Below are 25,736 nucleotides of genomic sequence, written 5' to 3' on the forward strand. Positions count from 1 at the left end.
GTTTAGAATCCGAGAGATACGTTAAAACCAACACTACGAGAGTTAGGCAACTCGCCGTACGCAAACCCTTGACGGTTTCCACCGAAGCGGTCCACTTCTGGGTCGATGTGTGGTGTATTCTTGAACAAAATCGCAAGGTTACGTCCAACGATTGACACTTTGGCCGAGCGAATAAAAGAGCGTTTCAAGATGGCCTCAGGAACTGAATAACCGAAAGACATCTCGCGAAGTTTGACGTAACTTCCGTCATAAATAACGGCTTCATGATAACGACGTGGATTGTTGTACCCGTATAATTGATTGGCTGCCACAATGATGTCGTTTGGCGCATATACCGACGAGCCATCTGCATTGGTGCTTACCACTTTTACCCCTTTACCGATGATACCTTCTTCACGTCCAATCGCCGTTTCTTCGTACTGACCTGTCCAACGCGCCGTTCCCGTACCTTCATCGAAGAAATCGCCTCCTACGCGTACATCAATCAAAGCAGCCAAAGAGAAGCTCTTGTACGTGAAGGTGTTAGAGAAACCACCCGTCCAGTCAGGCTGGATATTTCCGAGCAAACGTGGTGTGGTTGAAACCACTGGCAAACCGTCTTTGTAGATAATTTGACCGTCAGGAGCTTTTTCAAAACCAATGCCGTACAAAGCACCATAAGGTTGGCCAACGCGAGCTTCCGAAGTCAATCCACGCTGAGTGTGTAACGTATAAGTAGTTAACCCTTCCGCAAGTGCGATTACTTTGTTGCGGTTGCGGGCAAAGTTAAAGCTCACATCCCACGTAAATCCGTTTACGGTTTTCAAAGGTGTCCCTGACAATACCACTTCAAGTCCTTTGTTGACAATTTCTCCCGCGTTTAAGATGCGACTATTGTAACCAGATGCTTTTGAGATTTCTACGCCAAGAATCTGGTTTTTAGACGATTGATTATAATACGTTACGTCCAATCCTAACTTACCACGAAGGAAACGCAAGTCTAAACCTAACTCAATTCCTGTTGTGATTTCGGGTTTAAGGCTAGAATTAGAGATGGTAGTATTTTCATAATACTCGGGCGTGCTACCATTCCAAGCACTGGCCGAGCGGAAGGTTTGAGCCAATTGATACGGTGAAGCATCGTTTCCTACTTGTGCCCAGCTAGCGCGCACTTTACCGAAAGTCAAAATAGAGCTTTGAAGATCCAACAAATCTGTCACTACTGCACTTGCCGAAACCGATGGATAGAAGTACGAGCGAGCATTGGAAGGCAACGTGCTAGACCAGTCGTTACGCGCTGTAAAATCCAAGAACAAGGCATTTTTCCAACCTACCTGTGCCGTTCCAAACACACTTTGCATTTCTGTTTTTTCGATGCGGCTCGACACGGTGTTCAAACTGGTTACGGAGTTTGATAAGTTATAAAGGCCATCTACCACCAACTCCCCAACTTGCGTGAAGTTACGTTTGAAATAATTGGTACGTTTGATAGCTCCCGCTTGAGCACTTACCGAAATGTTGTTGGTTACGTTTCTGTTGAAAGATAAAATGATGTCGCTGTTGGTTTCTTGGGCGCGTTGTACATCTTCCGAATATTGTCCAGGTGTACGGTTTCCGTTACGAACACGGTCGAAGTTGATGACGTTGATGCGCGTATCTGACCAATAGTCCGTTCCCGAACGGGCTAACACACTAAACGAAGGCGAAATTTTGTAGTTCAAGGCAATGTTTCCTACCAAACGGTCTTTTTCATTGGATGATGGCAGGTAGTCTTGCGTGTAGAATGGGTTGGTAAAAAACGTATGTTGCCAGTTAGGCGGGTCATTGTCTGGAAGGCGACCAGCCACTTTACGTTGAATATGCACCGCTGTGTAATCGGCATATTTTTTCAACATCGACCAATCGGTGTGGCGGTGTGCCCAAATAAACTGCTGACCTTCTTGGAAAGAACGGTTATCTGAGCCACTTTTTACGTATTCAGCTGATACTGTTGCGCTTAACTTTGAAGTGAAGTTGTAATTAGTATTCAATTTAAAGTTATTCCGCCAAAAGTCATTGTTGTACATAATCCCTTTTTGGTCCATCCGACCCATCGACAAGCGGAAGCTTCCTTTGTCGTTTCCTGCCGAAAGGGCTACGTTGTTGGTTGTAGTAGCACCCGTTTCCCAGTATCCTTCCCAGTTGTTGGGTTGAGGAGTAAGCGGCGCTACATCAGCTCCCGTGTACCAATGACGTACCAGACGGCCATCCAAAGGAGCACCCCAGCTTTCGTCCGTCCCTTCTGTTCCAGTCAAAGGTGCGTTAGGGCCATAGGCAGCGCGGTATTGTTGGATTTCGGTAGGATCAGTAATTGTACCCGACCAACCGTCATTATACCAAGTACGGTATCCGTTTCCTCCACCGTACATGTTTTGAAACTTTGGTTTGACCAATGGGCGCTCAAAAGTTGTATTGTGGTTAAACTCAATACCAATTCCTTTGGTACCCGCGCCATTTTTGGTGGTAATCAAAATAACCCCGTTGGCCGCGCGCGAACCATACAATGCTGCCGCGTTAGGGCCTTTTAGGATACTAATATCTTTGATGTTGTCGGGACTAATTTCCGACAAACCACCGCCGAATTGCTTTTCACCGCTGGTCATACGACTAGAGGTTGATTGGTCGATGGGGACACCGTCGATAACAACGAGCGGTTGGTTGTTCCCCGAAACCGACGAGCTTCCGCGAATCTGCACCGTAGAGCCACTTCCAGGCCCTCCGTTGCTCGCCACGCGCACCCCTGCCACGCGCCCCGAGAGACTATTGACAACGTTGTTGGAGCGAGATTCAGAAATTTGATTTCCTTTGATTTCTTGAACGGTGTAACCAAGGGCCTTTTTCTCTTTCTCAATACCAAACGCCGTTACTACTACCTCCTGAAGCGCTTTAATATCGGGTTGAAGCTCAATGTTAATGCTTGAACGCCCGCCTACGGGAATTTCCTGAATTGAATAACCAATAAAACTATAGACCAAAACCGCGTTATCGTCAGGAACGCTAATTTTGTAATTTCCTTCTGCATCCGTCACAACTCCAGCTCTCGTACTTTTTACGATTACGTTCACGCCAGGCAAAGCGCCTTCGTCTTTTGAAGTAACCGTACCCTTGACAAACCTTTGGGCATATCCAACCCACGCGATTGTCATTAATGCTGATAAAAGTAGATATTTTTTCATCTGGTAACAGTTTAGTTTTAGGTATTCGTGTGACTCCTTTCACGCATTGCACCGACTGAACAGTTGTTAATCTATACTGGCCGCATTAGCATAAACTAACCATCCGAACAGTCGGGCAAGCGTGGCCAAGCAAGAGGATTTTTCCTCCTTTATCTTTCGATTGAAAACAGCGAATGGAAAGAAGCTAAACTTCCCGTTCGGATTTCAATCTGATGCCATTTTGGAATTTCAAGTAACTGCGATACTCAGCGAGCAAACGTTCATAACCTCGTTTGCTTCCTTGCAAGAAATATGGTGGTCTGCACAGAGACCTTTCAATTTTTAGCGTTGAAACACCCCCTACAAGTGCGGCTCTGGAGCTATTCAACTAGAAGAAAATTGTACTATTCCTTAGTTTGTTGAATCGAAAGTATAGCATCATCTCCAAATTGCCAAATATATTTTAATAAATTTTGCAAAATATTTACATTTTACCGTTTTAATGCAATTATTTGTTGTTTTTTCATTATTTTATTCTATATTTTCAATCATTACCAAACAATTATTAACAACAAAATCACAAAAATAGCTTGTTTATCAAATACGTCATTTTGGTTACATTTTTGATTTTTTACCATTTTTTAGTTTAATTTTTGATGTATATACGCCAAAATTTTGATTTTTATCAAATTTTTGATTGCATATTTTTGAAATATGTATTGACATTAAATTATATTTTTCTAATTTTGCATCATCAAAGACGCAGTCACTTATTCACACCATTAGTATATATAGTAAGAATAAGTACTTCCGTTTTATCGCCGCCAAGCGAGAGTCCAGTTTTTCTTTTGGGAAACAAAACGAAAACCTTTTTACCGCTATCACTATGTCTTTTATTGTAAATCGTCGGGATTGGTTAAAGTCTGGGCTACTGGCCTCATCAGGACTTGCTTTGGGTTCAGCAACTACAGCTCAAGCGTCAACGGCTTATTCATCACTAGGAATTTTTGATGTATATGCCGAACGCGAACGAGAAATTGTTCAAGAGGCTCTGTTGGCAGCAGCACCCCAAGTACGGGCACGTTTGTCGTCCAATGAAAACCCTTGGGGCCCTGCGCCAACGGCGATTAAGGCCATTGCCGACAACGCACCAAAAGCCTTTTTGTACGCTGGTCCTGTAACGGCCGAACTCAAAAAGACGATTGCAGACATGCACGGCGTCACACCCGACCAAGTGATGCTGGGGGCAGGTTCTTCGGAATTGTTGATGGCAAGCCTTCTATTGGCCGCCACCAAAGGAAAAGTGATGATGGCCGAAACTTGCTACATCTCTGGACGCGATGCCCGCGAAGACGGCGCAACAATGAAAACGGAAAAAGTGCCTTTGACCAAAGACTATCAATACGATTTGGAAGCGATGGCAACGCGCGTAAATAGCGAAACTAGCATGATTTACGTGTGCAACCCCAACAACCCAACGGGTGTGATGTTGCCTTCGGCCAAATTAAAGTCGTTTTGTGATTCGGTTTCTCCCAAAGCAACGGTTTTGGTGGACGAAGCCTACATCGACTACGCTCCCAATCCCGCCACGGATAGCATGGTAGAATGTATTCGTAAAGGACAAAACGTGCTCATTTTGCGTACGCTTTCTAAGCTCCACGGTTTTGCAGGCTTGCGAATTGGCTACGCCTTGGGGCAACCAGCTTTGTTGAAAGATTTACGCAAATTCTGCTCGGGCGGCTTTACCGTTTCTACCACTTCGGCAGCGGCGGCAGTTGCGTCTTTCAAAGACAAAGCATTTCAGGACATGGTTTTAAAAAACACCATCGAATCTAAGAAATTCCTCTGCGACAGTCTTACTTCAATGGGATACAGTTATTTACCTTCATCAGCAAACTTCGTTTTATTTCCCATCAAAATGAAAGGGCCGATGCTCCTTCAAAAAATGATGGCTGAGGGCGTCAGTGTTAAAAGTTGGTTTTTTGACCAACAACACTGGTGCCGCGTAAGCATCGGAACCATGGACGAAATGAAAGCCTTTAAAGATGCTTTTGCAAAATCGGTCAGCTAAAAAGTCATGAGATTTATTCCCTTTGTTTTAGTCGCTGTCAGTTGGGCAACGTTTGCTCAGGAAAGGCAGCCAGGAATGACGTTGGCCGAATTTGACAAAGCAAAAGCCGTAGAGATTCGTAGTGGCTCCCCAAAACAACATTTTCGGAGCCACGGCCTCTCCTATCGTCAGCACGAAACCCCGCTGTCGTTTCAGTTTAACGATGGTGTAAAACACAAGGTGTCGTTTTATGACATTTCGGAACGTTCTGGCCAAAGCCCACTTGGACAACTGGTCGTGTATTCGTCGCAAAACCGCCTCGTAACGCTCGTTTTACCCAACGAAACTTCGCCCAAAGCTGTCAAGGATAATTTCGTAGCTGACTTAAAAGCCAAAAGCCTTACCAACGACGGACTGGGCATTTGCGTCGCGTTTGCATTAAGCCAAGCTCAACCGCACTCAAGGACTGTTTTAGCACATCCTCAGGAATTTTGCTTTCCTGCCGAAACCTTTGTCAACCTCGTGGATGGTACCGAAAAGAAAATTTCGGGCATCAAAGCTGGTGATGAAATTACGGGCATACGTGCCAATCGGGTTGAAAGAGTGGTTGTCAATGAAGGCGTTTTTTCGCTTACGCGCCTGCTTGTTCGCCCCAATGGGCAAGCGTGGGTAAGTACGCGCAACGAAAGTGGTTTACTTTCGTTGGAGGTGACGCCCAACCATCCTGTTTTGACACTTTTGGGTAAAAAACGCGTGGAGGACCTCCGCGCAGGTGATTGGCTTTTTGTGCGGGACGCCGTTACGGGCAGGTACCTTACTGCCGAATTGACCAACATTGCCTCAGCTTTCCGAACCGTTGACAAGGTCTATCATTTACAAACTGAAGGCGGCACGTATGAAGCCGAAAACATTGTCGTATTGAATAAGCACTAGCATTCCGAACCCTTCTATATACAAGAACTGTCTTAAAAAGAAAGGGCGCTCTCCAGCGCCCCCTTTTTAGACAGTTTCTTTTTTTATTACCTCCCCTGCATAGCTTCTTTGATGCTGACGAGCTTGATACCGCGCTCCGCAATGATTTTTTTTACTTCGGCACTCGTAAAAGCGCGCGTCACCCCTTCGCGGTCATAAGCTACATTTTCGTAGCCCACGTGTCCTACACCTTTCATATCTCCCGAATCGTAACCTGGGTGTTCGACCAAAAAGTGCGTTCCTGCGGGGAGGTTTTTGAGGATTTCGACCAAATCTTTTTCCTTTTGTTCGGGCGATTTATCGGCTCCACCAAACCCACGAACGTACTGAACGTCTTTGGGCATTTGAATCGGCAAATTATATTCTTTCGACAAACGCTCTACCATCGTTTTTACCTCGGGGGTAGCGTTGGTGCAACCCATGTGCGCCGATAAGTGACTTGCCCACGGCAAGTGCTTTTTGACGAGTTCGATTTGTGCCCGAAACTCGCGCTCTACTTCGGCGACGTTGATGGTTTTTTGAAGCAGATACGGGCTGTCTTTTAATTTTTTGTTTTCCCAAATAAACTGGGGAAAATACCCGTTGGCATCCGTCAAAGATGGTGCAGACGTCAAGGGACGCCATTTTAGGTTTTCCCACTCGCTCGTGAGGCATAAATGCACGCCGACGTCGTAATTGGGCTGGGTTTTAAGCATTTTCACGGCTTCCATAAACCACGGTGCGGTGGCGAGGATTTCTACCGAACGGCTGATTCCATCGGTATAGACTTTCATGCAGGCGGCGTTGGCCGTGTGACAAAAACCAATATCGTCCGAGCGAATAATCAGACGGATTTCGTTAGAGGTTTGGGCGAATAAGCCCTGAGTCAGGCATAATAATGCTAGGAGTATCTTTTTCATGGGTTTATTTTTTTCTCGCAGATGGGCGCAGATTAAATCCACGCAGATGCACGCTGATTATTCGGTAATGACGCCATCATTGGCAAACCAGTAGGTCCACGTTTGGCCTTTGGGGAGTTTCCAAGTGTTTAGGTCAAAGCGCCCGTCTCCGTTGAGGGTCGCGGGGATTTTATACACTTTTACGGCTTTTCCACCACGGTTCCACGTCAGTTTTTGTCCTGATTCGCAGCGCTCTGGTTTCTTTTTGTTGGCCATAATAAAATAAGCTGCTTGACTCCCAAAGACACGAGCGATGCCTTTTTCATCAATGCACACCGAAGTTTTTTCATCGACCCCAATTCCTTTGGCATTCATATCCCAATCTTGTTTCATTCTAGCCAAAAAAGCCAAGTGCCGCCCGTGCCGACTGCGGTTGCTGTAATGAGTATCGGTAATGGTGTTTTTTAGGATTGGTATATCAATAAAACCGCCGTTTAAAAGTGTCATTTTGGGATGAAAAGGATTCGATAGGGCTTCTTCCGAGTTGATACCGTCGTTGAGCGCGGCAAAACCTACTTCCCCCAAAATAGCACAACCCGCACTCGTTCCTCCGATAGGGGCTTTTTTGACGTGAATCAAATAGTTGATGGCTTCTTCAACGGGGGTATCTTGCCAAAACTTCACATAATTCCCTTGGTCACCACCCGCAATAAAAAGAAGTTCGGCTTGCCTAATTCGCTGTCCAACAGCAGGATTCATGGCCAATTCTCGATTATTAATAAGCAAGGTTTCTACCGAATTAACCCCTCCTAAACCATAGATAAAATCATTGTAGCCCGTAGCACCACTGGCCCGAATAATGACCACATCACCGCCTTTGGCACGGTCAATCATCCACTGCAAGGCTTCTTTGACGTCGGTACTTCCGCCGCCTAACACAAAGCCCGTTTGGGTCGGAACGGTTACATCGGCGGTGTAGCCCACTATCCCAATAGAAGCGGGCGTCATTCCCTTCGTTTGGGCAAATAGGGGGGTAATTTTTAAAAACAGAAGTAAACAAATCAAGCGCATTGGGATAGTAAGTTTAGATGAAGTGTACAAATAAAAGAGTTATTCATTCGTTTTTTGTGTGCCGTGAAAAAAATAACACCTTTGGAGCCAAATGTGAGAAACAGCCTGTTAATCGTCAACCGTTACTCGTCAATTGTAAAACACAGATTATCAACCCACTAAGTATTTTTTAGAATATGCTAGGACAAGACACTCAGTTAACGATTAACAGATAACTATTAACTTTGCCTCTGTACTTATTGTAAAATTTATTTGTATGAATCTTTTCCGTTCGTTGGCTGTCCTAGCGCTGGTAGCTGTTGTCGTCTCAAGTTGTGCGCCAGGTTACACGCCTGCAACTACTAATCAAAGCCCACATTTAGCCCTTGGAAATCCAAGTAATGCTCAAACCAATCCTTCGTCGTACGACAATTATTTATTGAACAAACCCCAATTTGCGCTTTCGTACAACCGTTCCAAAGGCCATGCCAACTGGGTAGCGTGGGAGTTGTCGCCAAAATGGTTGGGAACGATTGACCGCCAAAACGATTTCCGTCCCGACGAAGCTTTGCCACAAGATTGGCCTAAAATAAAACCCAGCGACTATTCAAGTTCAGGATTTGACCGTGGGCATTTGTGCCCGTCGGCCGACCGAACCAATTCAATACCTAGCAATTCGAGCACTTTTTTGATGACCAACATGATTCCTCAAGCGCCCGACCTCAACCGAGAAGCGTGGGAGCACTTGGAACAATTTAGTCGGGAATTGGTCGAGAAAGGCTACAAACTGTACATAACGGCAGGTGCCTATGGCACAGGTGGCGAAGGAAGCAAAGGCACCGCTACCAAACTCGACGACGTGGTCAATGTCCCTGCGCGGGTGTATAAAATCATTGTGGTATTGCCTGGGAATGCCTCGGTGAATGAAATCAACAGCACTACGCCCGTGATTGCCGTCGATTTCCCGAACAAAAACAGTACGGTCAAGAACACAAGTTGGATTCGCTATATCACAACCGTGAGCGAATTGGAGAGAAAAACAGGCATGGATTTTTTCAGCAGTCTCCCCTCTTCTACCCAATCGGCACTCCAAAACGCACGATTTGACTACCGCAGCACGTCCATTAATGTTGACACCAAATGCAGCGTTTATAACGGGAATGCCCTGTATATTGGCAAAAGTGGGGGCTGTTATTACCTCACGGCCAGCGGCAAAAAAACGTACGTTGACCGCGACTTATGCGACTGTAAGTAAGCAATTTACTCTCCCCACGCTGTTATCATAACTGTGCGAGCACCTCCATCGTTGCGGTGTTCGCACAAATAAATTCCCTGCCAAGTTCCTAACGCTAAACGCCCATTTCTTACGGGCATGAGCACCGAAGCGCCTAACATTGAGGCTTTTAAATGCGCAGGCATGTCGTCAGAACCTTCGTAATCGTGGCGATAATCGGGGTCGTTTTCTGGGACGGCCTTGTTAAAAAACATTTCAAAATCTTGACGAACCGTAGGGTCTGCGTTTTCATTGATGGTCAACGATGCTGACGTGTGTTGGATAAATACTTGGCACATGCCAACGGAAATTTCGCGCAGTTGGGGAAAAGCCTGCAAGACTTCGGAAGTTACGAGGTGAAAGCCTCGTTTGCGAGGTTTTAATTGGAGTTGTTGTTGAAAGAGTTTCACTTGATTTTTAGCATCTTAATATCGAAAATTCATGGCTAAAGCCTACGTATTATTGTTCCTGCTTGCATTCCCCAGCCTAAAGGCATGGGGTTAGAAGAGTCACGCCTTATGCGTCCTTCCCTCTACGCCCGAAACGCGGTAGGCGTCATTCCTGCGTGTTTTTTGAAGAAATGGTTAAAGTGGGCGGGTTCTTCAAACCCCAATGAGTAACTGATTTCTGACACATTCCGATGCGTGTGGCGCAACATCGCTTTGGCCTCTCCCATCAGTCGTTCGGCGATGTGCTCGGTGGTTGTTTTTCCCGTACTTAGTTTAATCGCCCGATTGAGGTGGTTGACGTGGACATTCAACTTTTCGGCGAAGTCTTTGGCAGAGCGCAATTGAAATTTTTGGGTAGTAGGTTCAACGGGAAACTGCCGTTCGAGCAATTCCATAAAAACGGTAGTAATGCGCGCATTGGCATCAATGTTCCGATACAGTTTTTCGGAGGGTTGGATTTTAAGCGCATTATGAATGATTTCCATAATGTAGTTCCGAATGAGGTCGTTTTTGAAACGATAATCGGACTGAATTTCTTCCAACATTTTTTCATAAATCACCCCAAAACTGCGAAATTGAGCCTCATCTAGCCTATAAGCAGGCTTTCCTCCAGGGGCATACATGGGCAATTCTCGCAAACTATTTCGGAGGTGGTCGCTAAAATATTCTCCTCTAAAAATGCAGAAAAAACCCGTACGCTCCTCCCCCAAGTGCTCCATGGTGTAGGGAACTTCGGGGTTAAAAAACAACAATGTCGCTCCGTTCACCTCCAAGCTTTTATCGGCATAGTGATAGACAAAATGCCCTTTTATCAGCGAAATTTTGTAAAACTCCCGACGCGCATACTTTAGCGGCGCTTTTTTAGTTGGCGCGTGGTCTTCTACCCGAAATACGTTAAAATGCCCAGGGTCGTTGGGGTCTATTTCAGGAAACGTCGCATATTTTTGCCGATAAAATTCTTCTAAGGTTTCGACGGTTGACATTGCTGTTTTCTTTAATTACTCAAATACAATGACTTATCGGCGGTCAGCGCCTTGGCGTTCAATCATCCACGCGGGGTATTCAGCGGGCAATTTGCTGATTAAATCCAAACGCGCCAATTCTTCGGCGGTTAGACTCACCTCGGTCGATTTGATGTTGTCGGCCAACTGTTCTGTTTTTTTTGCGCCAATGATTACCGTCGAAACCGCAGGCTGATGCAGCAACCAAGCAAGCGCAATTTGAGCTACAGTTACTCCTTTTTCGGTAGCTAGTTCGCGCATCACTTCAATGATGTCATAGGCTTTGTCTTTGTTGATAGGTGGGAAGTCGAAATTAGCGCGTCGAGCATCTTCGGGTGTTTCGTGGCGACCGTATTTCCCGCTTAATAAACCACCCGCCAACGGACTCCAAACCATCAAGCCCACTTTTTGGTCTTGGAGCATCGGAACAATTTCGCGTTCCAAATCACGGCCTGCAATCGTATAATAAGCTTGTAACGAAATGAATTTCGACCAGTGGTTACGCTCCGAAATTCCCAAAGCTTTCATGATGTGCCAAGCCGCCAAGTTGCTGCAACCAATGTAGCGAACTTTGCCACTTTGAACCAACGAATCCAGCGCCGACAAGGTTTCTTCCAAAGGTGTAACGGGGTCAAACCCATGGATTTGGTACAAGTCGATGTAGTCTATTTGGAGGCGTTTGAGGCTTTCGTCGGCTTGTTGCAAAATGTGTTTGCGGGTCAAACCCGTTTGGTTTGGCCCCGCGCCCATGCGCCCTCGTACTTTGGTCGCAATTACCAATTCATCGCGATTCAAGCCCAATTCACGAATAGCCTTTCCCGTCATTTCTTCACTAAGACCCTCGCTGTAAACGTTAGCCGTGTCAATAAAATTAATCCCCGCCTCTACCGAGGCTTTCACCAAGGCATTTACTTCGTCTTGTGGCAACGTGCCAATAGCAGTCCACATTCCTTTGCCTCCAAAGGTCATGGTACCTAAACACAATGCCGATACTTTCAGTCCTGTGTTTCCTAACAAGTTGTACTTCATAGCTCGTTTGTTTTTAACTTTTGATTGATCGTTAACAATGCAAAAGTAAAAGTTGGAGCCAAACCAAGGGTTGTTTGAATCAAACGGATGCTTGTAAAATTCAAACAATTAGCTTTTATTCTATTACCCGAACACCGACATACGAGGAGGCATTTCCCGAACAAAATATTTTGTGAGTTGCCTTTTGAAAATCGCTCGCGTCGGCTTTATATATATTCAAAAACTTCTGCGGATTGCGGTCAACCAACGGAAACCAGCTACTTTGAACCTGAACCATGATTTTATGGCCTTTTTTGAAACGGTGCGCCGCATCTTGCATATCGAACTTTACGTGTTCAATTTTGCCAGGCTTCATCGGTTCTGGAGTGGTAAAGCTATTTCTAAACTTAGCTCGCATTACTTCACCACGCACTAACAATTGAAAACCGCCCATCGCTTTTCGGGGATTCTCGGGGCTGTCGTTGGGTGCGTCGCCAGGATAGACGTCGATTAATTTTACAATAAAATCGGCATCCGTTCCCGTCGTTGACACAAAAAGGTCAGCAAAAACATTGCCCGAAATGGTCACATCATCGGTTAACACGTCTGACTCATACACCAATACATCGGGGCGTTGTGAGGCAAAACGCTGGTCTTCGTACATAAAATCACTACCTCTAATCACCCGAATCTCCAATGTATAAGGCACAGGCCGCGCTGGGTCGCTGGTGTATTCGTTAAACGCAGGTTCTTTTCCCTTTTGGACACTTTCTGGGGTTGGGTTAAACGAAAGTTTACCGTCGGGGTGGAAATACAATTTCTTTTCTACCGAATTTTTGGGCGGCCACTGGTCGTAGGTACGCCATTGGTTAGCACCCGTTTCAAAGATGTACGCCTCGGGCAATTTAGGATCAGGCGCGTCTTTCAGATGGTGATTGAAGAAAGGCAATTCAATGTTTTTTTGGTAAAACTCACTCGTCGCCGAGCCGAAGCGAATGTGTCCTAACGACTCGCCTTTTCCACGCGCCCAGCCTCCGTGAATCCACGGCCCCATCACCAAACGATTCGACGACGAGGGGCTATTTTTTTCGATACCTTCGTAGGCTTTCAATGGCCCGTACAAATCCTCTTGGTCAAACCAGCCCCCAACAACCATCACGGCAGGTTTTACATTTTTGAAATGCGGAACAGGCGTACGTGACTGCCAAAACTCGTTGTAGGTTTCGTTTTCCATCAACTGATTCCAAATGCGGTTTTCGCCTTTAAAAATCCGCTCATTGACGTTTTTGAGAGGACCCAATTTCATGTAAAACTCATAGCCATCGGGCGTACCATAGGCCGAAAACCCTGGACGTGCTTTGGCCGCAGGTACGGGACGCGGCGCGCCAAAACCTGAGATAAAGGCAAACGTTCCCATCAAAAAGAAAGCGCCGTTGTGGTGGCGGTCATCCCCCATAAACCAGTCGGTCACAGGGGCTTGAGGCGAGGCCGCTTTGAGGGCAGGATGGGACTCAATGGTCGTCATGGTAGAATAATAACCAGGCGACGAGATTCCCCACGTACCCACTTTTCCGTTGTTGCCTTCGATATTTTTCACCAACCATTCAATCGCATCGTAGGCATCGGAGCTTTCATCGTTGTCGGTCGCGTTTTTCTTATTTGGAATAAACGGACGGTACGCCTCAAAACTGCCTTCCGACATGTATTTTCCGCGGACATCTTGGTAAACAAAAATATACCCATCGCGCGCAAAGAGCATCGACGGCCCCAAGGAAGTTTTGTAGAGTGTATCTCCGTAGGGAGCAACGCTATAAGGAGTCCGATTGAGCATAATCGGGTACTTTTTCCCGCTTGCTATGTCTTTAGGAACATAAATCGACGTAAAAAGTTTGACACCGTCGCGCATCGGAACCATGCGTTCCATTTTGGTATAATGCTGACGTATATAGACTGAATCTTCATTAATTTTAGGGGTTTGCGCCATCGATAGCTGCACCAAACCAACCAGTAAGAGGGTAAACAAAAACTTCATTTGGGTCATGGATTATAGTGAAGTGTAAAATAGAAAAATTGTTACTTTCCAATACAAAACTTACTGAAAATATTGGCTAATAAATCATCCGTAGCGATTTGACCAGTGATTTCTCCTAAGTGGTGCAATGCCAAACGAATGTCTTGTGCCAAAAAGTCTCCCGTAATTCCTATCGCTAGGCCATTCAGAACGTCCGATAGGGCTTGTTGCGTTTTTACCAAGTGTTCATAATGACGCAAGTTGGTCACCACAGTATCGTCGGCGGCTTTGGCAGCCACTGCCACTGCGACCAATGCTTTTTTAAGGTCTTCGATACCCGTGCCTGTTTTGGCGGAAATGGGGATTTCAACCTCACCCCCTGCCCCTCCGTTGGGTGAGGTCAAATCCGCTTTATTCCTTACCCACAACACCTTTTTCCCTTCCTCTAGCCCTTCGGCCAACTGCTCCACTTCGGCGTAGGTTTCTGGACTATCAAACAACAGCACCACCACGTCGGCTTGGTTCATGGCTTTTTTAGAGCGTTCAATTCCAATTGACTCCACCACATCAACCGTCTCACGAATACCTGCCGTATCAATGATTCGGAATTTGATGCCATCTAGGTAAAGGAGATCTTCGATAACGTCGCGGGTGGTTCCTGCAATCGACGTCACAATGGCTTTTTCTTCGTTCAAAAGCGCGTTCAGCAACGTCGATTTGCCCACGTTGGGTGCCCCAATGATGGCCACGGGAATCCCTTCTTTAAGAGCATTTCCATAATCGAAGGAATCAATCAGTGGCGCGATGGTCGTTTGAAGATTAGTTATCAACGCCCGTAAATCGTCCCGATTGGCAAATTCAACGTCTTCCTCGCCAAAATCCAACTCCAACTCTACCATGCTGGCAAAATGAATCAGGTCTTCGCGCAGAAATGCCAATTTTTTTGAAAATCCACCCCGAAGTTGGTTCAAAGCCGTGCGGTGACTAGCGGCCGAATCGGCGGCAATCAAATCGGCCACTGCTTCGGCCTGTACTAAGTCAAACTGCCCATTCAAAAACGCACGTTGCGTAAACTCCCCTGGACGCGCCAACCGTGCGCCATTTTGAACTAGGAGCTTCAAAATTTGGCGAATGATGTAGTCTGAGCCGTGGCAAGAAATTTCGACCGTATCTTCTTTGGTAAACGAAGTTGGTGTTTTAAAAACAGCGATTAAAACTTCATCAATGATGTCGTTGCCCGAACGAATGGTTCCAAAATGAACCGTATGGGAATCGACTTTCGTCAGGTCTTTGCCTCGAAAAAGTTTATTTACGACAGAAAATGTCCCTTCTCCTGACACTCGAATCACCCCAATGGCTCCTACCCCTGACGGGGTCGCCAAGGCACAAATAGGTTCTTGCTGAAAAACCATTAGAAAGTCTTTGCCCGTTTAAAAATGAAAACAATTTTAGAAGTCATCCCTTCATAGGCATTCATATCCAATGAGTTCACCAACTCCCATCCTTCACTTGCCATGCTATTGAGCTTATCTTCAATATCTTGTGGGTCAAGTTTGGTTCCCCAGAAACCCCCAGGTTTTACCTCAATTACCTTGTATTCGTAGGTTTGCATTTTTATCCTATTTTATCGGTTAGCAGTATCTCTTTTTTGCTAACGCAAAGGTAATGCTTTCGGGTTTCGTTGTCCTAGAAGAATTCCTAAACTAAATCCGCCCGTAATAGACGGAATGGTTTCGTACCTGCCTGGCTGAAGGGTACGCAAATTAAAAATATTTACATTTCGCCACCAGTTGTTTATGCTTCCCTCCTCGGCATCGTTAGTGACCAAGAGGTTTCGAAATCCGCCCCCAAGGTACAAATCAATCACCAATCGCCTTGGCACAACCACCTGATAACCAGCTTTTACATGGCTAGCCGAAACCCGACGACGGGTTTTCAAAAATCCTTCTTCAAAATAAGCACATCCTCCTGTGGTGAGGTTGCAGCCTCTGCCCAATGCCCGATATTCTTTAATAAAAACCTCTTTTCGGTAATATTCAACGGCTAAATACCAACTCCCTCGTTGTGAATAAGGATCAGAAAAATAATAACGGCCCTGGGTTCGGAATCGGAAATTATTTTTGCTGGCAAACTCTTTCCCATCTTCCCAAGGACTCAGGGCTGCATTGCCCCAACCAGCTTCTTGATAGATACTCCAACGCGTTGCAATCGGTATCTCTGCCCCAAGCGTCAGCGTATTATCGGGGTCTATGAGGGTTGTGGGGACTGTTTTTAAGATTACTTTGGGACGAAGTGTATCTTGCGCCCAAAGCATTTTGCCCATTAAACTGAACAAAAAGAGCCAATACCATCTGTATTTTTTCATTCCGCAAGTGTTAAGGTTCAATGGCTAATTTGCTCAACACCTCCAGCTTCCCGCCCTCTTGCAGACCGTATTGAATCAAGCCGCCGTCGCCCGTCACTAGTAAACTTTTGCTCGTAGGGATCACATCGTAGGCTTTAATGTCTCCTATGACGTGTTTCAATTTCGGCTGTTTGGGGTCGGCTAGGTCAAAAATTTTCATCCCCCGATCTCCTTCGCAAACAAACAGTTGGTCGCCACTTACGCCCAACCCGTAGGGTGATTCCATCGTTTGGGAATTGATTAACCTTGGATTTTTCAAATCAGTCACGTCAACCACGTCCAGTGTACTTGCGGTTGCCATTCGTCGGCAGCCCGAGCCTCCACGAAGCGTAACGTAAGCATAGTTTCCTTGAACAACGACGGGGTCGCAGCTTTGAACGTGAAAATAGCTCGACAACAACACAGGGGAATCGGGCTGTTGGTTATCAAAAATGTACATCCCAGCATTTGCTCCGATGAAAAGGGCATTTTTGTAGGGAAAAATCGTTTCCAAACCTACCGTCAAAGGGATAGTTTTTGCCGACACAGGATTGGTTGGGTTAGCGATAGAATAAACCTGAAGCTTATCAGGCAAGACGCAATAAAGCACATCGCCCACAATGGCAAATCGAGCCATCGAACCGCCCGTACCCGTTTGGCTGTTGGGGTTTACGTCAGCACTTTTGTCGGTTGCACAGCCAAGAGCAAATGCAAAACAGAGCGCACAAAGGGTAGCTAAGTTAAAATTTTTCATAACGATTGCTTAACGAAAACATTTAGGACGATTCATTTTCACTTTTTCCCAACCCACCACAACACCTTTCGATGCCTCAACGCACTCAAAATAAATCTGATTGTAAGGAGGGTATGAAGGCGACGGAAACGCATTGGTGATTCGTTTTTCTACCTTCACTTGCGTAGGATCTGCAATGTTGAGCACCACAAAATCGGGGCCATTGTCGGCATACAAAAAGTTGCCTTTCACCGCCATGTCAACATTCCCCAAAATCTTGATGAACGAGATTTTTTTGGGGTTTCGTGGGTCAGCGTTGTCTATCAAATGAATCCCTTTGCCCTGTTCATTGATAAACAAATAATTGCCTCTAACGTAGATTTTGCCAGGTTTTTTCAGCGGCTGCGGCGCTTCGGTTGTCACTTGGTTCACCTCATTTTCAGAAGCATAAATTGGGCGATAGCCTTCCCCGCTGAACGCAGGTGCTCCCGCAGGTGGTTCGTTGACATCCACGCCAGATTGGCACCCCACTACCAGCCCTATGCCGATGAAAACGAGGTAGCTTAATTTTTTCATACGTTTTACAGTTTTTAAGTGATTGGCAAAAACTCAAGTTTACCTTCCTCAACTCGAACTAACTCCCTGTAAACCAGCGCATCGTTAATATCACGATACTCAATGGAAAGATGTTGTTGGTCGAAAGTTAGCCAGGCAAATCCGTTGAAACCAACATCAATGCGCCGTAATGTAGTACGTTTTCGTTGATCATAAAAGGCAATCGCCTCTTTGTTATTTTTCGGTAAATCAATTTCCGAAGGCATTCCTCCGTGGCCAATGCACCGACCATTAATAGTTAAGTTGGTGAGTTGTTTAGGATGATATACGACCATTCGGTGTTCGTGTCCCCATATCCATATAACAGGACGCACGGCATCGCCTAAAAGTTGGGAGAGCTGCTTGGCGGGCTCAGGAAATGACTTACGAAACGAAGAAAAAGGGGGATGATGACTCAAGAACACGATACCACGCTGATCGGCGGGGTTTCCTAATTGTACCTGTTCGCGCAGCCACGAGACTTGTTCTTTTCGTAAATGACAATCGGGGGGAGAGAGCACTTCTAGAAATGGACGTTCGACCGAGGTATAGCCCGTATCCAGTCCAATAACGCGCCAGTAATCATTTTCCAAACAAAAAAAACCTGCTTTTTGAATCCGCACCGAATCGCCTTCTCGAACCCCCATCGTGGGGAGTAAATACTTGAAAAAAGCATCGCCGTTGGAATACATTTCGTGGTTTCCCGACAAAGCCAAACTGCCCCATTTCCCGCGCGGCCACGATGCCTTGGGGCTGGTAAAATTGGCGGCTACTTCGCTGGGCGTTCCGACAAAATAAATATCGCCCAAGTGAATTGAATAATCGGGGGAATGCGATGCCACAACTGCTCCCACTGCGTCGGATTCGGGGGTATCGGAAGCCCAATCTGAAAGCAACGCAAGTTGAGTTACGCCATTTTTTCCTTCCATTTGGAAAATCCCGTTATCGTCTCCTTGGGGATAGCTTTGGTAGGGATGGCGTTTCCCAAAACGGCTTTTGAGGTAATGGTAAGCAAACCCAAAGACGTTGAACCACAAAAACTCCGTCAATTTACGGGTAGTATCGGAAGAAATGGAGGGTTGTTGGACCTGCGACTGTTGGGTTCGGAAGTGGTTTTCGGCTTCGGTATGGCCAATGGCGACATACTCTTTTAATTCACGTTTGGGTGGCTGAGACATGCAGGGCAAATTCAGACCTTGAGAATCGTAAATTCTACTCGGCGGTTTCTCTTACGGGTTTCTTCTATTTCGTTACTGGCAACGGGCTTGGTAGAGCCCCAACCTTTAATTTGAATGCGCGGTTCGGCAATTCCTTTCCCCATTAAGTACTTCTTTACCTCTTTCACTCGATTATCCGACAGTTCCATGTTGAGGTTAAAATCGCCTTGGTTGTCGGTATGACCTTCCACCAAAATTTCCATGTTGGTATATTTATTCATCATTTCGGCGATGCGGTCTAAATCGGGCAATGACTGGGGTACAAGCTCAAATTTACTTTGCTCAAACACCACCGTATTGAGCGTAATCTTTTTTCCTTCTTTGATGGGAACCAATAAAATATTCCGTTTGATGTCGCGGTAGCGTTTGTCTTTGGAAAGGTCAACGATTTCGTCCAACGGAAAAAAACCATCTTTCACCGCGCTCAGTCGATAAGATTCTTGCACAGGAAGCAAAATTTTATACTCTCCCGTTTCGGGGTCGTACTCTACTTTCGACACGTTCGAGTTGTCCTTCATCAAGTTGGTCACCACTTCCGTTGTTACGGGTTTTTTCGTATCAGCATCCAACACACTCCCCGAAATCATGGCTACGGGTTCGGGGCGAATGGCAGAATATACCTTGAAACGGAAAATATCTTCGCCCCCCATGGAATTTTGCATCGAGCTGACGTAGGCATAGTCACCCGACGCAGGAATACTCAAAAAGCCGTCCCATTGAGGTGTATTGATGGCTGGGCCCAAGTTTTCGGGTTGCGACCATTTCGTCCAGCTTTCGTCTAATCGGCGCGTGATAAAAATGTCACCTCCGCCGTAGCCCGCGTGGCCGTAGGACGTAAAGTAGAGGGTTTTGTTGTCGGTAGCAATAAAAGGCGCACTTTCTACGTCGGCAGTGTTAATGACGCTTCCCATGTTGAGAGGCTTGCTCCACGTGCCGTCGCTCTTTAAAAATGACACGTACAAATCACGGTCGCCGTTGGTATCTTGCCGCTTGACCGACATAACCAAGACATTTCCTTTGGGGGAAAGCGCAAACTCGGTGTTATTTCGTTTATCAAGGTTGTAAATATCTTCAATTTTACACTCCACAGGCGCATTCCACCCTGATTTAGAACGAGTTGACTTTGACAAACCAAACGTCATCGTTCCATCGGGGCGATAAACGTTCATCAGGTACAACGTCTTTCCATCGGGCGAAATACTCACGATGGCATTGTTGTCGGCATTGTTAATTGGACTTCCCATATTCTGGGCTTCCCCCCACAGTTCGCCTTGGCGGGTGGAGAACCAAACATCCTGATTTTCGGCGCCACCAATATTTTTCTCAAATTTCCCCCTGGTAAAAAATATCGTTTTCCCATCGGGCGAAATCACAGGCGCTACTTCTTGGGCCTTGGAGTTGACCCCCACGCCCAAATTTTCCTTGATAATTTCTTTGGGGGCATCTTTATACACATTGATTTTAAGCTCAAAAGGTTTAGAAGAGGCGTTTAGGCCGATGGCGTCAATCTGATTGTACCCTTTTACCCGAATCGGATTCAAAACTACTTTAATGGAACTAACCACAAACGTAGTATCGGGCATATTGAGCGATAACACGCGGCCTACATCCGACAGTACGGGCATCCCATTGTCGAGCACCGAAACCTCTTTTCCAGCCGCATCGTAAGCAAAAACTTTGGTGATGCAACCTTGGTTAAAATTTTCAACAATGACGATTTGGCGCGCTTTTTGTGGTGAATCAAAACCGACCTTAATCCATTCTTCAACGTTAGAATCGGCATTGTAAGGCGACCAGGCACAGGCGGTTTCGCCAAAAGGAGGTATCGAATTGGGATACCCCAACACTTGCACAGCCCTGTATTCTTTGCCCGTTGACTCTTTGATATATTCAGAAGAAAAACCCTGTAACTTACTGGCCCACTGCACCTCTTGTGCGCGGCAAAGACCCACAAAACCCAAAAAACAGTACAACCAACACGTTATCTTGGTCATTACAGCGATGAAGTAAGTTCTATTTTATGTGTTTATTATTCGGTAAAAATAAGCAAAAATCGTTCCAAAAACACCTTCTGGTACAGATTTGACAGATTTACTTTCGGCCTACATTGCCTAGCAACAGCAACCAATCTTCATCCAAGGTAGGTGGCGTAAGTTCCCTGATTCCCTGCGGTTTAAAATAGCCACCAATGAACCGTTTGTTGGTCTGGGGATTAATCCATAAAGCGCGAATATTTGTACCATTTATTTTACCAACATTCACTTTTAATGTCCTACTTGTGGGTATATAAATGGCCGCCATGCGGTTGTTGGGCAACACCGACACAATCCCGTAATCATCATTTCCGTACGTACCTCGCCCTTCTACCAAAACCTCATCGGTGGTATCGGGTCGAAACAAGTACCACGGCAATCCGCTAAAAATTTTAAAATACAGCTCCATATCCTGTGCGCCTCGAAGTTGGATTTTTTGCCGCCAATCGTCCCCAAAATCAGCGACTGAACTTCCGTAACAATGCCCACTTCCACCACTTAATAGCGACCAATACGCCTGCCGACGAATCACTTGGGCATTTCCATCTTTTTCATCCTCATACTGTGATTCACCTAAAATAAATACCTTTCGGGGATTCTTGTTATGTTCGCTCAATGAGGCTTCATAGACTTGGGGCATTTCCATGGTCCAAGTACCCGTCTTTCCCCGAAAATACGTGTATATCATACTAAAATCCAGCCAGGCTTCTTTGCCTGCCACATCCGTGCTGGAATGCGAGCTTGCCGCGTGGTAGGTCATCAGGTGATGCGGCGCTTCGGCTTTGATGCCCTCGGCCATCGCCCGCTGCACGATTTCCTCCTGTTGGGGATCACGGTCGCCGCCCATTACCCAGAGTATATTTGAAAATTTATTAAATCGTCTTCCCAAATAAGCACCATACGTGCGGCATTTGTCGGTGCCATTTTTTCGCTGCACCTCATCCCAATTCGTTTTACAACACCCTAGCCAAGCGGGTGCAAGCGCCACCACAATTTGCAAATGAGACGCATAACGAACTACCTCTTCCACGTATTGGAAATACTTTTCGTTAGGATTGGAAAAGTCGCCTTTGGACGCAAACGGAAACTGACCATACGCGTTTGCATCGTCGGGTTCGGTTGGGAGCAACTGGACAAAAACCGTATTGAATTGCTGTGCATTACGGGCCGACAAATACACTTTTGCCTCTTCTAGTTTAAGTTTAGCAAGAAGATTCCAGCCCGCATCTGCATTTAGCAAAAAGGGGCGGTTGTGTTTGTCGGTAAGATAACGGCCATTTTTACTGACTTTCAACGGAAAAATGCCTTGGCTAACTACGGTCACTGGCGCCTTCTTTTTTCGAGAAGACGATCTTCGTTTTTTCTTTTGGGCAAAGAGCGTAGTTGTCGCAAGAAGCAACAGTAAAATCACACGTAACGTTTGGGGCATAACAAAAGAGTCAAGAAGGTTAGGAAAGGGGCAAAACTAATAAAAAACGAAGAACTACCCACCTACTTCACCGTCAGTTCTTCCAAGACCTTGCGTAGCTCAGGCAAGCTCCTAACGTCGGAGCAAGTAAGAAGCAATTTGTTTTTAAGGTCTTTGAGCGCAAAACGCTTGGGATTGCGTTGGATATGACTGAGGATATGCCCAAATTTTGGAGACTGGAAAAACGAATCGTTGCCAGTTGAAATAATGTAGCCTTTGAGCGTATTATTTTTGAGGGTCAACTTATCCATAAAAAGCGCTTCGGCCATCCACCTGATTCTCACCATCTCAATCAACCACGTTACTTCCTCAGGTAAAGGACCGAAGCGGTCTGCAACCTCATCACCAAAAGCGCTCAATTCTTCTTCACTCTTGAGGTTGTCCAGACGAGTATATAACGACAAACGTTCCGAAATATTTTTTACGTAATAATCTGGAATCAAAATCGACAAGTCGGTTTCAATCTGGCAATCGACCTGAATGGCCTGTACCGCCTCGCCCAAATCAAACAAATCCTTGAACGTCGTTTGTTTTAATTCTTGCACGGCTTCGTCCAAAATCTTATGGTACATTTCATACCCAAGGTCATTGACAAAACCACTCTGCTCGGCGCCCAATAAATTTCCTGCCCCCCGAATATCAAGGTCACGCATTGACACTTTGAAGCCATCGCCTAGCTCCGAAAACTCTTCCAACGTTTGAAGTCGTTTGCGGGCATCGGTGGTCAAGTGGGAAATGGGCGGCGTCAACAAATAACAAAATGCTTTTCGGTTGGAACGTCCTACCCTACCCCGCATTTGGTGAAGGTCTGACATCCCAAAATAATGAGCTGAATTGATGATGATGGTATTGGCATTTGGTATATCAATCCCTGATTCGATGATGTTGGTACTTACCAAAATATCGTATTCGCCCTCGATGAAGCGCATCATCACCTTTTCCAGTTTATCGCCTTCCATTTGGCCGTGCGCAACCCCAATACGGGCCTCTGGAACCAAGCGCAAAATCAAGTTGGCAATAGACTCAATGTCGTTGACACGATTATGGACAAAGAAAACTTGCCCACCGCGGTTAAGCTCATAACTTACCGCATCACGAATAAATATTTCACTAAAGACCTGCACCTCAGTCGTTACTGGCTGGCGGTTTGGTGGAGGCGTCGCAATCACCGACAAGTCACGGGCGCCCAAGAGAGAAAAGTGGAGCGTTCGCGGAATCGGGGTTGCCGTCAGGGTCAGCACGTCGATATTGACACGCATTTCTTTTAATCGGTCTTTGACCTTTACCCCAAACTTTTGTTCTTCATCAATAATCAACAAGCCCAAATCTTTGAACTTGATGTCTTTATTGACAATGCGGTGCGTACCTATCAAAATATCCACCCTTCCCGCTTCTACCTCCTTCAAAATCTCCTTGATTTGTTTTTCAGATTTGAAGCGGTTGATGTACTCAACCCGCGCAGGGAAATCGGCCAAACGCTCGCTGAACGTTTTGTAATGTTGCATGGCCAAAATCGTCGTCGGCACCAACACAGCCACTTGTTTGCTATCGGTTACGGCCTTAAACGCCGCCCGAACGGCCACTTCTGTTTTCCCAAAACCCACATCACCACAGACCAAACGATCCATCGGATGCGGTTTCTCCATGTCCTCTTTCACATCCGCCGTTGACTTGGCTTGGTCAGGCGTATCTTCGTACAAAAACGACGATTCGAGTTCGGCTTGTAGGTAGGTATCTTTCGTAAAAGCAAAACCTTGGGCATTTCGGCGTTTGGCATAAAGTCCAATCAACTCCTGCGCAATGTCCTTGAGTTGTCGTTTTACTTTTGATTTTTTGTTTTCCCACTCTGGCGAGCCCAATTTACTCATGGTCACTACGCCGCCTTCTTTGCCTGTGTATTTCGCGATTTTGTGCAAACTGTGGATACTGACAAACAAAATGTCATTGTCGCGGTAAATCAGGCGAATCGCTTCTTGGTCTCGCCCCCCTACATCTACCTTTTCCAAGCCCGCAAAACGCCCAATTCCATAGTCCACGTGGGTTACAAAATCGCCCGTTTTCAACGATTTCAACTCCTTCAATGTCAAGGCTTTTGACTTACTAAATTTCTCCTTGACGTGGTATTTGTGGAAGCGTGAAAATATTTGGTGGTCGGTATAACAAATCACCTTGAGCTGGTCGTCGATGTACCCCTCTCGAAGCGAAATATTCATGGGGCGAAACTTGACATACGGGTCAAGCTCATTCACTATTTTCTCCAAACGTTCCAATTGTTTGGCCGATTCCGCCACAATCACGTTGGTGTAACCTTGGTGCTGGCGTTCGGACAAATCATCAATCAATCGTTTGAAATCTTTGTTAAAAGAAGGCTGCGGTTTTGCCCCCCATGTTTCTCGAAAAGAAGCATTGTTTGTATCGCTTTTTGGGCTAAATGGGCCATAAAAACGCCTTCCAAACTCAATCGTTTTGAAGGTTTTTATTTGGTTCAAAAACCCACGGCGCGTTTCAAAAATCTCGTTCGGGTCAGATACCAATTGAATATCGCCACTTTTAACACCAGTCAGGGCATTTTCGGCCTTTTCAAAACATTCTTCAATCACCTCAAGGGTCAACTCTACGTCTTTAAACCACAAAAGGGCATTGGTTGGAAGAAAACTCAAAAACGACTCACGGGTTTCGAGCGTCAATTTGTTTTGAATATCAGGAATAATGTTGACGTGCTTAACCGCCTCTACCGACAACTGCGAATCGGGATTAAACGATCGAATACTTTCTACTTCATCCCCGAACAATTCGATGCGATAGGGGTATTCACTGGCATAAGAAAACACGTCAATTATCCCCCCTCGCACCGAAAACTGACCCGCTTCAAACACAAAATCAGTTATTTCGAAGTCGTATCCCAACAAAAATTCACGCAAAAACTGCGCATCTAACCGCTCGCCTACTCTTACGGTGAAGGTATTGGTAAGCAATGATCGTTTGTTGATTACTTTTTCAAAAAGCGCCTCTGGGTAAGTCACCACCAAAAAATTATCAGGTACGGCCACGTTGAGTTTATTCAAAATCTCAGCGCGCATGAGCACGTTGGCATTCTCAATTTCCTCGTAGTGGTAGGGGCGTTTGTAGGAGGTTGGGTAATACAAAACTTCTTTGCCAAGTAAATTTTGCAAGTCGTTTTGTAGGTAAGCGGCCTCTTCACGGTCGCTGGCTACGAACAAGCCCAATCGAGGCAAGCTTTGATGTACCGCCGCCCCAATGACAGCATCCAAGCTCCCAGCAAGCCCCTTGAGCTGGACGTGCTGCTGGGCGCTTGAAATCTGATTTACAATGACTTGAACGAGGCTGTCGTTGGCGTATAACTGAAGAAAATCGTGGGTTGAAAGCATTATCTTAATTCTAAAAAGCCACAAAAGTAGGTTGTTTTTTCAACCAATTTTGGC

Annotated in this window: 19 protein-coding genes; 3 read left to right on the top strand and 16 right to left on the bottom strand. The window is 45.9% G+C overall.

Annotated elements, in window-relative coordinates; translation table 11 throughout:
- Positions 1-2 precede the first annotated feature (2 nt).
- Positions 3-3,194, bottom strand: coding sequence for a SusC/RagA family TonB-linked outer membrane protein (locus tag AC23N5_RS09660; RefSeq protein ID WP_487755401.1), 3,192 nt, complete (start codon positions 3,192-3,194; stop codon positions 3-5).
- 865 nt (positions 3,195-4,059) lie between these two features.
- Between AC23N5_RS09660 and AC23N5_RS09665 the strand changes: the two genes are divergently transcribed.
- A complete protein-coding gene (locus AC23N5_RS09665) occupies positions 4,060-5,244 on the top strand; it encodes a pyridoxal phosphate-dependent aminotransferase (protein ID WP_487755402.1) in 1,185 nt (394 codons plus the stop codon).
- A gap of 6 nt (positions 5,245-5,250) precedes the next feature.
- Entirely contained in the window at positions 5,251-6,156 is a 906-nt protein-coding gene (locus AC23N5_RS09670) for a Hint domain-containing protein (RefSeq protein ID WP_487755403.1), read from the top strand.
- Positions 6,157-6,242: 86 nt separating this feature from the next.
- On the opposite strand, the gene AC23N5_RS09675 is transcribed toward AC23N5_RS09670, so the two are convergent.
- Together AC23N5_RS09675 and AC23N5_RS09680 are read right to left on the bottom strand one after the other, a co-directional pair.
- Entirely contained in the window at positions 6,243-7,094 is an 852-nt protein-coding gene (locus tag AC23N5_RS09675) for a ChbG/HpnK family deacetylase (RefSeq protein ID WP_487755404.1), read from the bottom strand.
- A gap of 57 nt (positions 7,095-7,151) precedes the next feature.
- A complete protein-coding gene (locus tag AC23N5_RS09680) occupies positions 7,152-8,144 on the bottom strand; it encodes a cyanophycinase (RefSeq protein WP_487755405.1) in 993 nt (330 codons plus the stop codon).
- 256 nt (positions 8,145-8,400) lie between these two features.
- On the opposite strand from AC23N5_RS09680, the gene AC23N5_RS09685 reads away from it, so the two are divergent.
- Entirely contained in the window at positions 8,401-9,378 is a 978-nt protein-coding gene (locus AC23N5_RS09685; protein ID WP_487755406.1) for a DNA/RNA non-specific endonuclease, read from the top strand.
- A gap of 5 nt (positions 9,379-9,383) precedes the next feature.
- On the opposite strand, the gene AC23N5_RS09690 is transcribed toward AC23N5_RS09685, so the two are convergent.
- The 13 genes from AC23N5_RS09690 to mfd all read right to left on the bottom strand — a co-directional run bounded on the left by AC23N5_RS09690 (position 9,384) and on the right by mfd (position 25,682).
- On the bottom strand, positions 9,384-9,806 hold the full coding sequence (locus tag AC23N5_RS09690; protein ID WP_487755407.1) for a secondary thiamine-phosphate synthase enzyme YjbQ: 423 nt from the start codon (positions 9,804-9,806) through the stop codon (positions 9,384-9,386).
- A 122-nt stretch (positions 9,807-9,928) separates the two neighbouring features.
- Positions 9,929-10,828: a helix-turn-helix domain-containing protein gene (locus tag AC23N5_RS09695; RefSeq protein WP_487755408.1), complete on the bottom strand. Its 900-nt coding sequence runs from the start codon at positions 10,826-10,828 to the stop codon at positions 9,929-9,931.
- A 33-nt stretch (positions 10,829-10,861) separates the two neighbouring features.
- Positions 10,862-11,875: an aldo/keto reductase gene (locus AC23N5_RS09700; RefSeq protein ID WP_487755409.1), complete on the bottom strand. Its 1,014-nt coding sequence runs from the start codon at positions 11,873-11,875 to the stop codon at positions 10,862-10,864.
- 115 nt (positions 11,876-11,990) lie between these two features.
- Positions 11,991-13,886, bottom strand: a complete 1,896-nt coding sequence (locus AC23N5_RS09705) for a CocE/NonD family hydrolase (protein ID WP_487755410.1) — start codon at positions 13,884-13,886, stop codon at positions 11,991-11,993.
- Between the two features lie 41 nt (positions 13,887-13,927).
- The gene (mnmE, locus tag AC23N5_RS09710; RefSeq protein WP_487755411.1) at positions 13,928-15,277 is read right to left on the bottom strand and encodes a tRNA uridine-5-carboxymethylaminomethyl(34) synthesis GTPase MnmE; all 1,350 of its coding nucleotides are present in this window, start codon (positions 15,275-15,277) and stop codon (positions 13,928-13,930) included.
- Positions 15,277-15,477 carry a DUF4177 domain-containing protein gene (locus AC23N5_RS09715; RefSeq protein WP_122930634.1) on the bottom strand — a complete coding sequence of 67 codons (201 nt, stop codon included), beginning with the start codon at positions 15,475-15,477 and terminating at the stop codon, positions 15,277-15,279. The genes mnmE and AC23N5_RS09715 overlap by 1 nt, the downstream gene beginning before the upstream one ends.
- Before the next feature lie 39 nt (positions 15,478-15,516).
- Positions 15,517-16,230 carry a hypothetical protein gene (locus tag AC23N5_RS09720; RefSeq protein ID WP_487755412.1) on the bottom strand — a complete coding sequence of 238 codons (714 nt, stop codon included), beginning with the start codon at positions 16,228-16,230 and terminating at the stop codon, positions 15,517-15,519.
- A gap of 10 nt (positions 16,231-16,240) precedes the next feature.
- Positions 16,241-17,002 (bottom strand): LVIVD repeat-containing protein, encoded by a 762-nt coding sequence (locus AC23N5_RS09725; RefSeq protein ID WP_487755413.1) that lies wholly within the window; start codon positions 17,000-17,002, stop codon positions 16,241-16,243.
- 9 nt (positions 17,003-17,011) lie between these two features.
- Positions 17,012-17,557, bottom strand: a complete 546-nt coding sequence (locus AC23N5_RS09730; RefSeq protein WP_487755414.1) for an LVIVD repeat-containing protein — start codon at positions 17,555-17,557, stop codon at positions 17,012-17,014.
- A 14-nt stretch (positions 17,558-17,571) separates the two neighbouring features.
- Positions 17,572-18,753 (bottom strand): metallophosphoesterase family protein, encoded by a 1,182-nt coding sequence (locus AC23N5_RS09735; protein ID WP_487755415.1) that lies wholly within the window; start codon positions 18,751-18,753, stop codon positions 17,572-17,574.
- A gap of 11 nt (positions 18,754-18,764) precedes the next feature.
- Positions 18,765-20,786: an OmpA family protein gene (locus AC23N5_RS09740; RefSeq protein WP_487755416.1), complete on the bottom strand. Its 2,022-nt coding sequence runs from the start codon at positions 20,784-20,786 to the stop codon at positions 18,765-18,767.
- Positions 20,787-20,883: 97 nt separating this feature from the next.
- A complete protein-coding gene (locus AC23N5_RS09745; RefSeq protein WP_221225579.1) occupies positions 20,884-22,149 on the bottom strand; it encodes a glycoside hydrolase family 140 protein in 1,266 nt (421 codons plus the stop codon).
- 167 nt (positions 22,150-22,316) lie between these two features.
- Positions 22,317-25,682, bottom strand: coding sequence for a transcription-repair coupling factor (gene mfd / locus AC23N5_RS09750; protein WP_487755417.1), 3,366 nt, complete (start codon positions 25,680-25,682; stop codon positions 22,317-22,319).
- Between the last annotated feature and the right edge of the window lie 54 nt (positions 25,683-25,736).

This window comes from Runella sp. R5_40, from assembly GCF_057652295.1.

What these genes read in the sequence shown, in the direction of transcription:
- AC23N5_RS09660 (WP_487755401.1), bottom strand. Translation starts at nt 3,194, where the DNA reads ATGAAAAAATATCTACTTTTATCAGCATTAATGACAATCGCGTGGGTT.
- AC23N5_RS09665 (WP_487755402.1), top strand. Translation starts at nt 4,060, where the DNA reads ATGTCTTTTATTGTAAATCGTCGGGATTGGTTAAAGTCTGGGCTACTG.
- AC23N5_RS09670 (WP_487755403.1), top strand. Translation starts at nt 5,251, where the DNA reads ATGAGATTTATTCCCTTTGTTTTAGTCGCTGTCAGTTGGGCAACGTTT.
- AC23N5_RS09675 (WP_487755404.1), bottom strand. Translation starts at nt 7,094, where the DNA reads ATGAAAAAGATACTCCTAGCATTATTATGCCTGACTCAGGGCTTATTC.
- AC23N5_RS09680 (WP_487755405.1), bottom strand. Translation starts at nt 8,144, where the DNA reads ATGCGCTTGATTTGTTTACTTCTGTTTTTAAAAATTACCCCCCTATTT.
- AC23N5_RS09685 (WP_487755406.1), top strand. Translation starts at nt 8,401, where the DNA reads ATGAATCTTTTCCGTTCGTTGGCTGTCCTAGCGCTGGTAGCTGTTGTC.
- AC23N5_RS09695 (WP_487755408.1), bottom strand. Translation starts at nt 10,828, where the DNA reads ATGTCAACCGTCGAAACCTTAGAAGAATTTTATCGGCAAAAATATGCG.
- AC23N5_RS09700 (WP_487755409.1), bottom strand. Translation starts at nt 11,875, where the DNA reads ATGAAGTACAACTTGTTAGGAAACACAGGACTGAAAGTATCGGCATTG.
- AC23N5_RS09705 (WP_487755410.1), bottom strand. Translation starts at nt 13,886, where the DNA reads ATGAAGTTTTTGTTTACCCTCTTACTGGTTGGTTTGGTGCAGCTATCG.
- mnmE (WP_487755411.1), bottom strand. Translation starts at nt 15,277, where the DNA reads ATGGTTTTTCAGCAAGAACCTATTTGTGCCTTGGCGACCCCGTCAGGG.
- AC23N5_RS09715 (WP_122930634.1), bottom strand. Translation starts at nt 15,477, where the DNA reads ATGCAAACCTACGAATACAAGGTAATTGAGGTAAAACCTGGGGGTTTC.
- AC23N5_RS09720 (WP_487755412.1), bottom strand. Translation starts at nt 16,230, where the DNA reads ATGAAAAAATACAGATGGTATTGGCTCTTTTTGTTCAGTTTAATGGGC.
- AC23N5_RS09725 (WP_487755413.1), bottom strand. Translation starts at nt 17,002, where the DNA reads ATGAAAAATTTTAACTTAGCTACCCTTTGTGCGCTCTGTTTTGCATTT.
- AC23N5_RS09730 (WP_487755414.1), bottom strand. Translation starts at nt 17,557, where the DNA reads ATGAAAAAATTAAGCTACCTCGTTTTCATCGGCATAGGGCTGGTAGTG.
- AC23N5_RS09735 (WP_487755415.1), bottom strand. Translation starts at nt 18,753, where the DNA reads ATGTCTCAGCCACCCAAACGTGAATTAAAAGAGTATGTCGCCATTGGC.
- AC23N5_RS09740 (WP_487755416.1), bottom strand. Translation starts at nt 20,786, where the DNA reads ATGACCAAGATAACGTGTTGGTTGTACTGTTTTTTGGGTTTTGTGGGT.
- mfd (WP_487755417.1), bottom strand. Translation starts at nt 25,682, where the DNA reads ATGCTTTCAACCCACGATTTTCTTCAGTTATACGCCAACGACAGCCTC.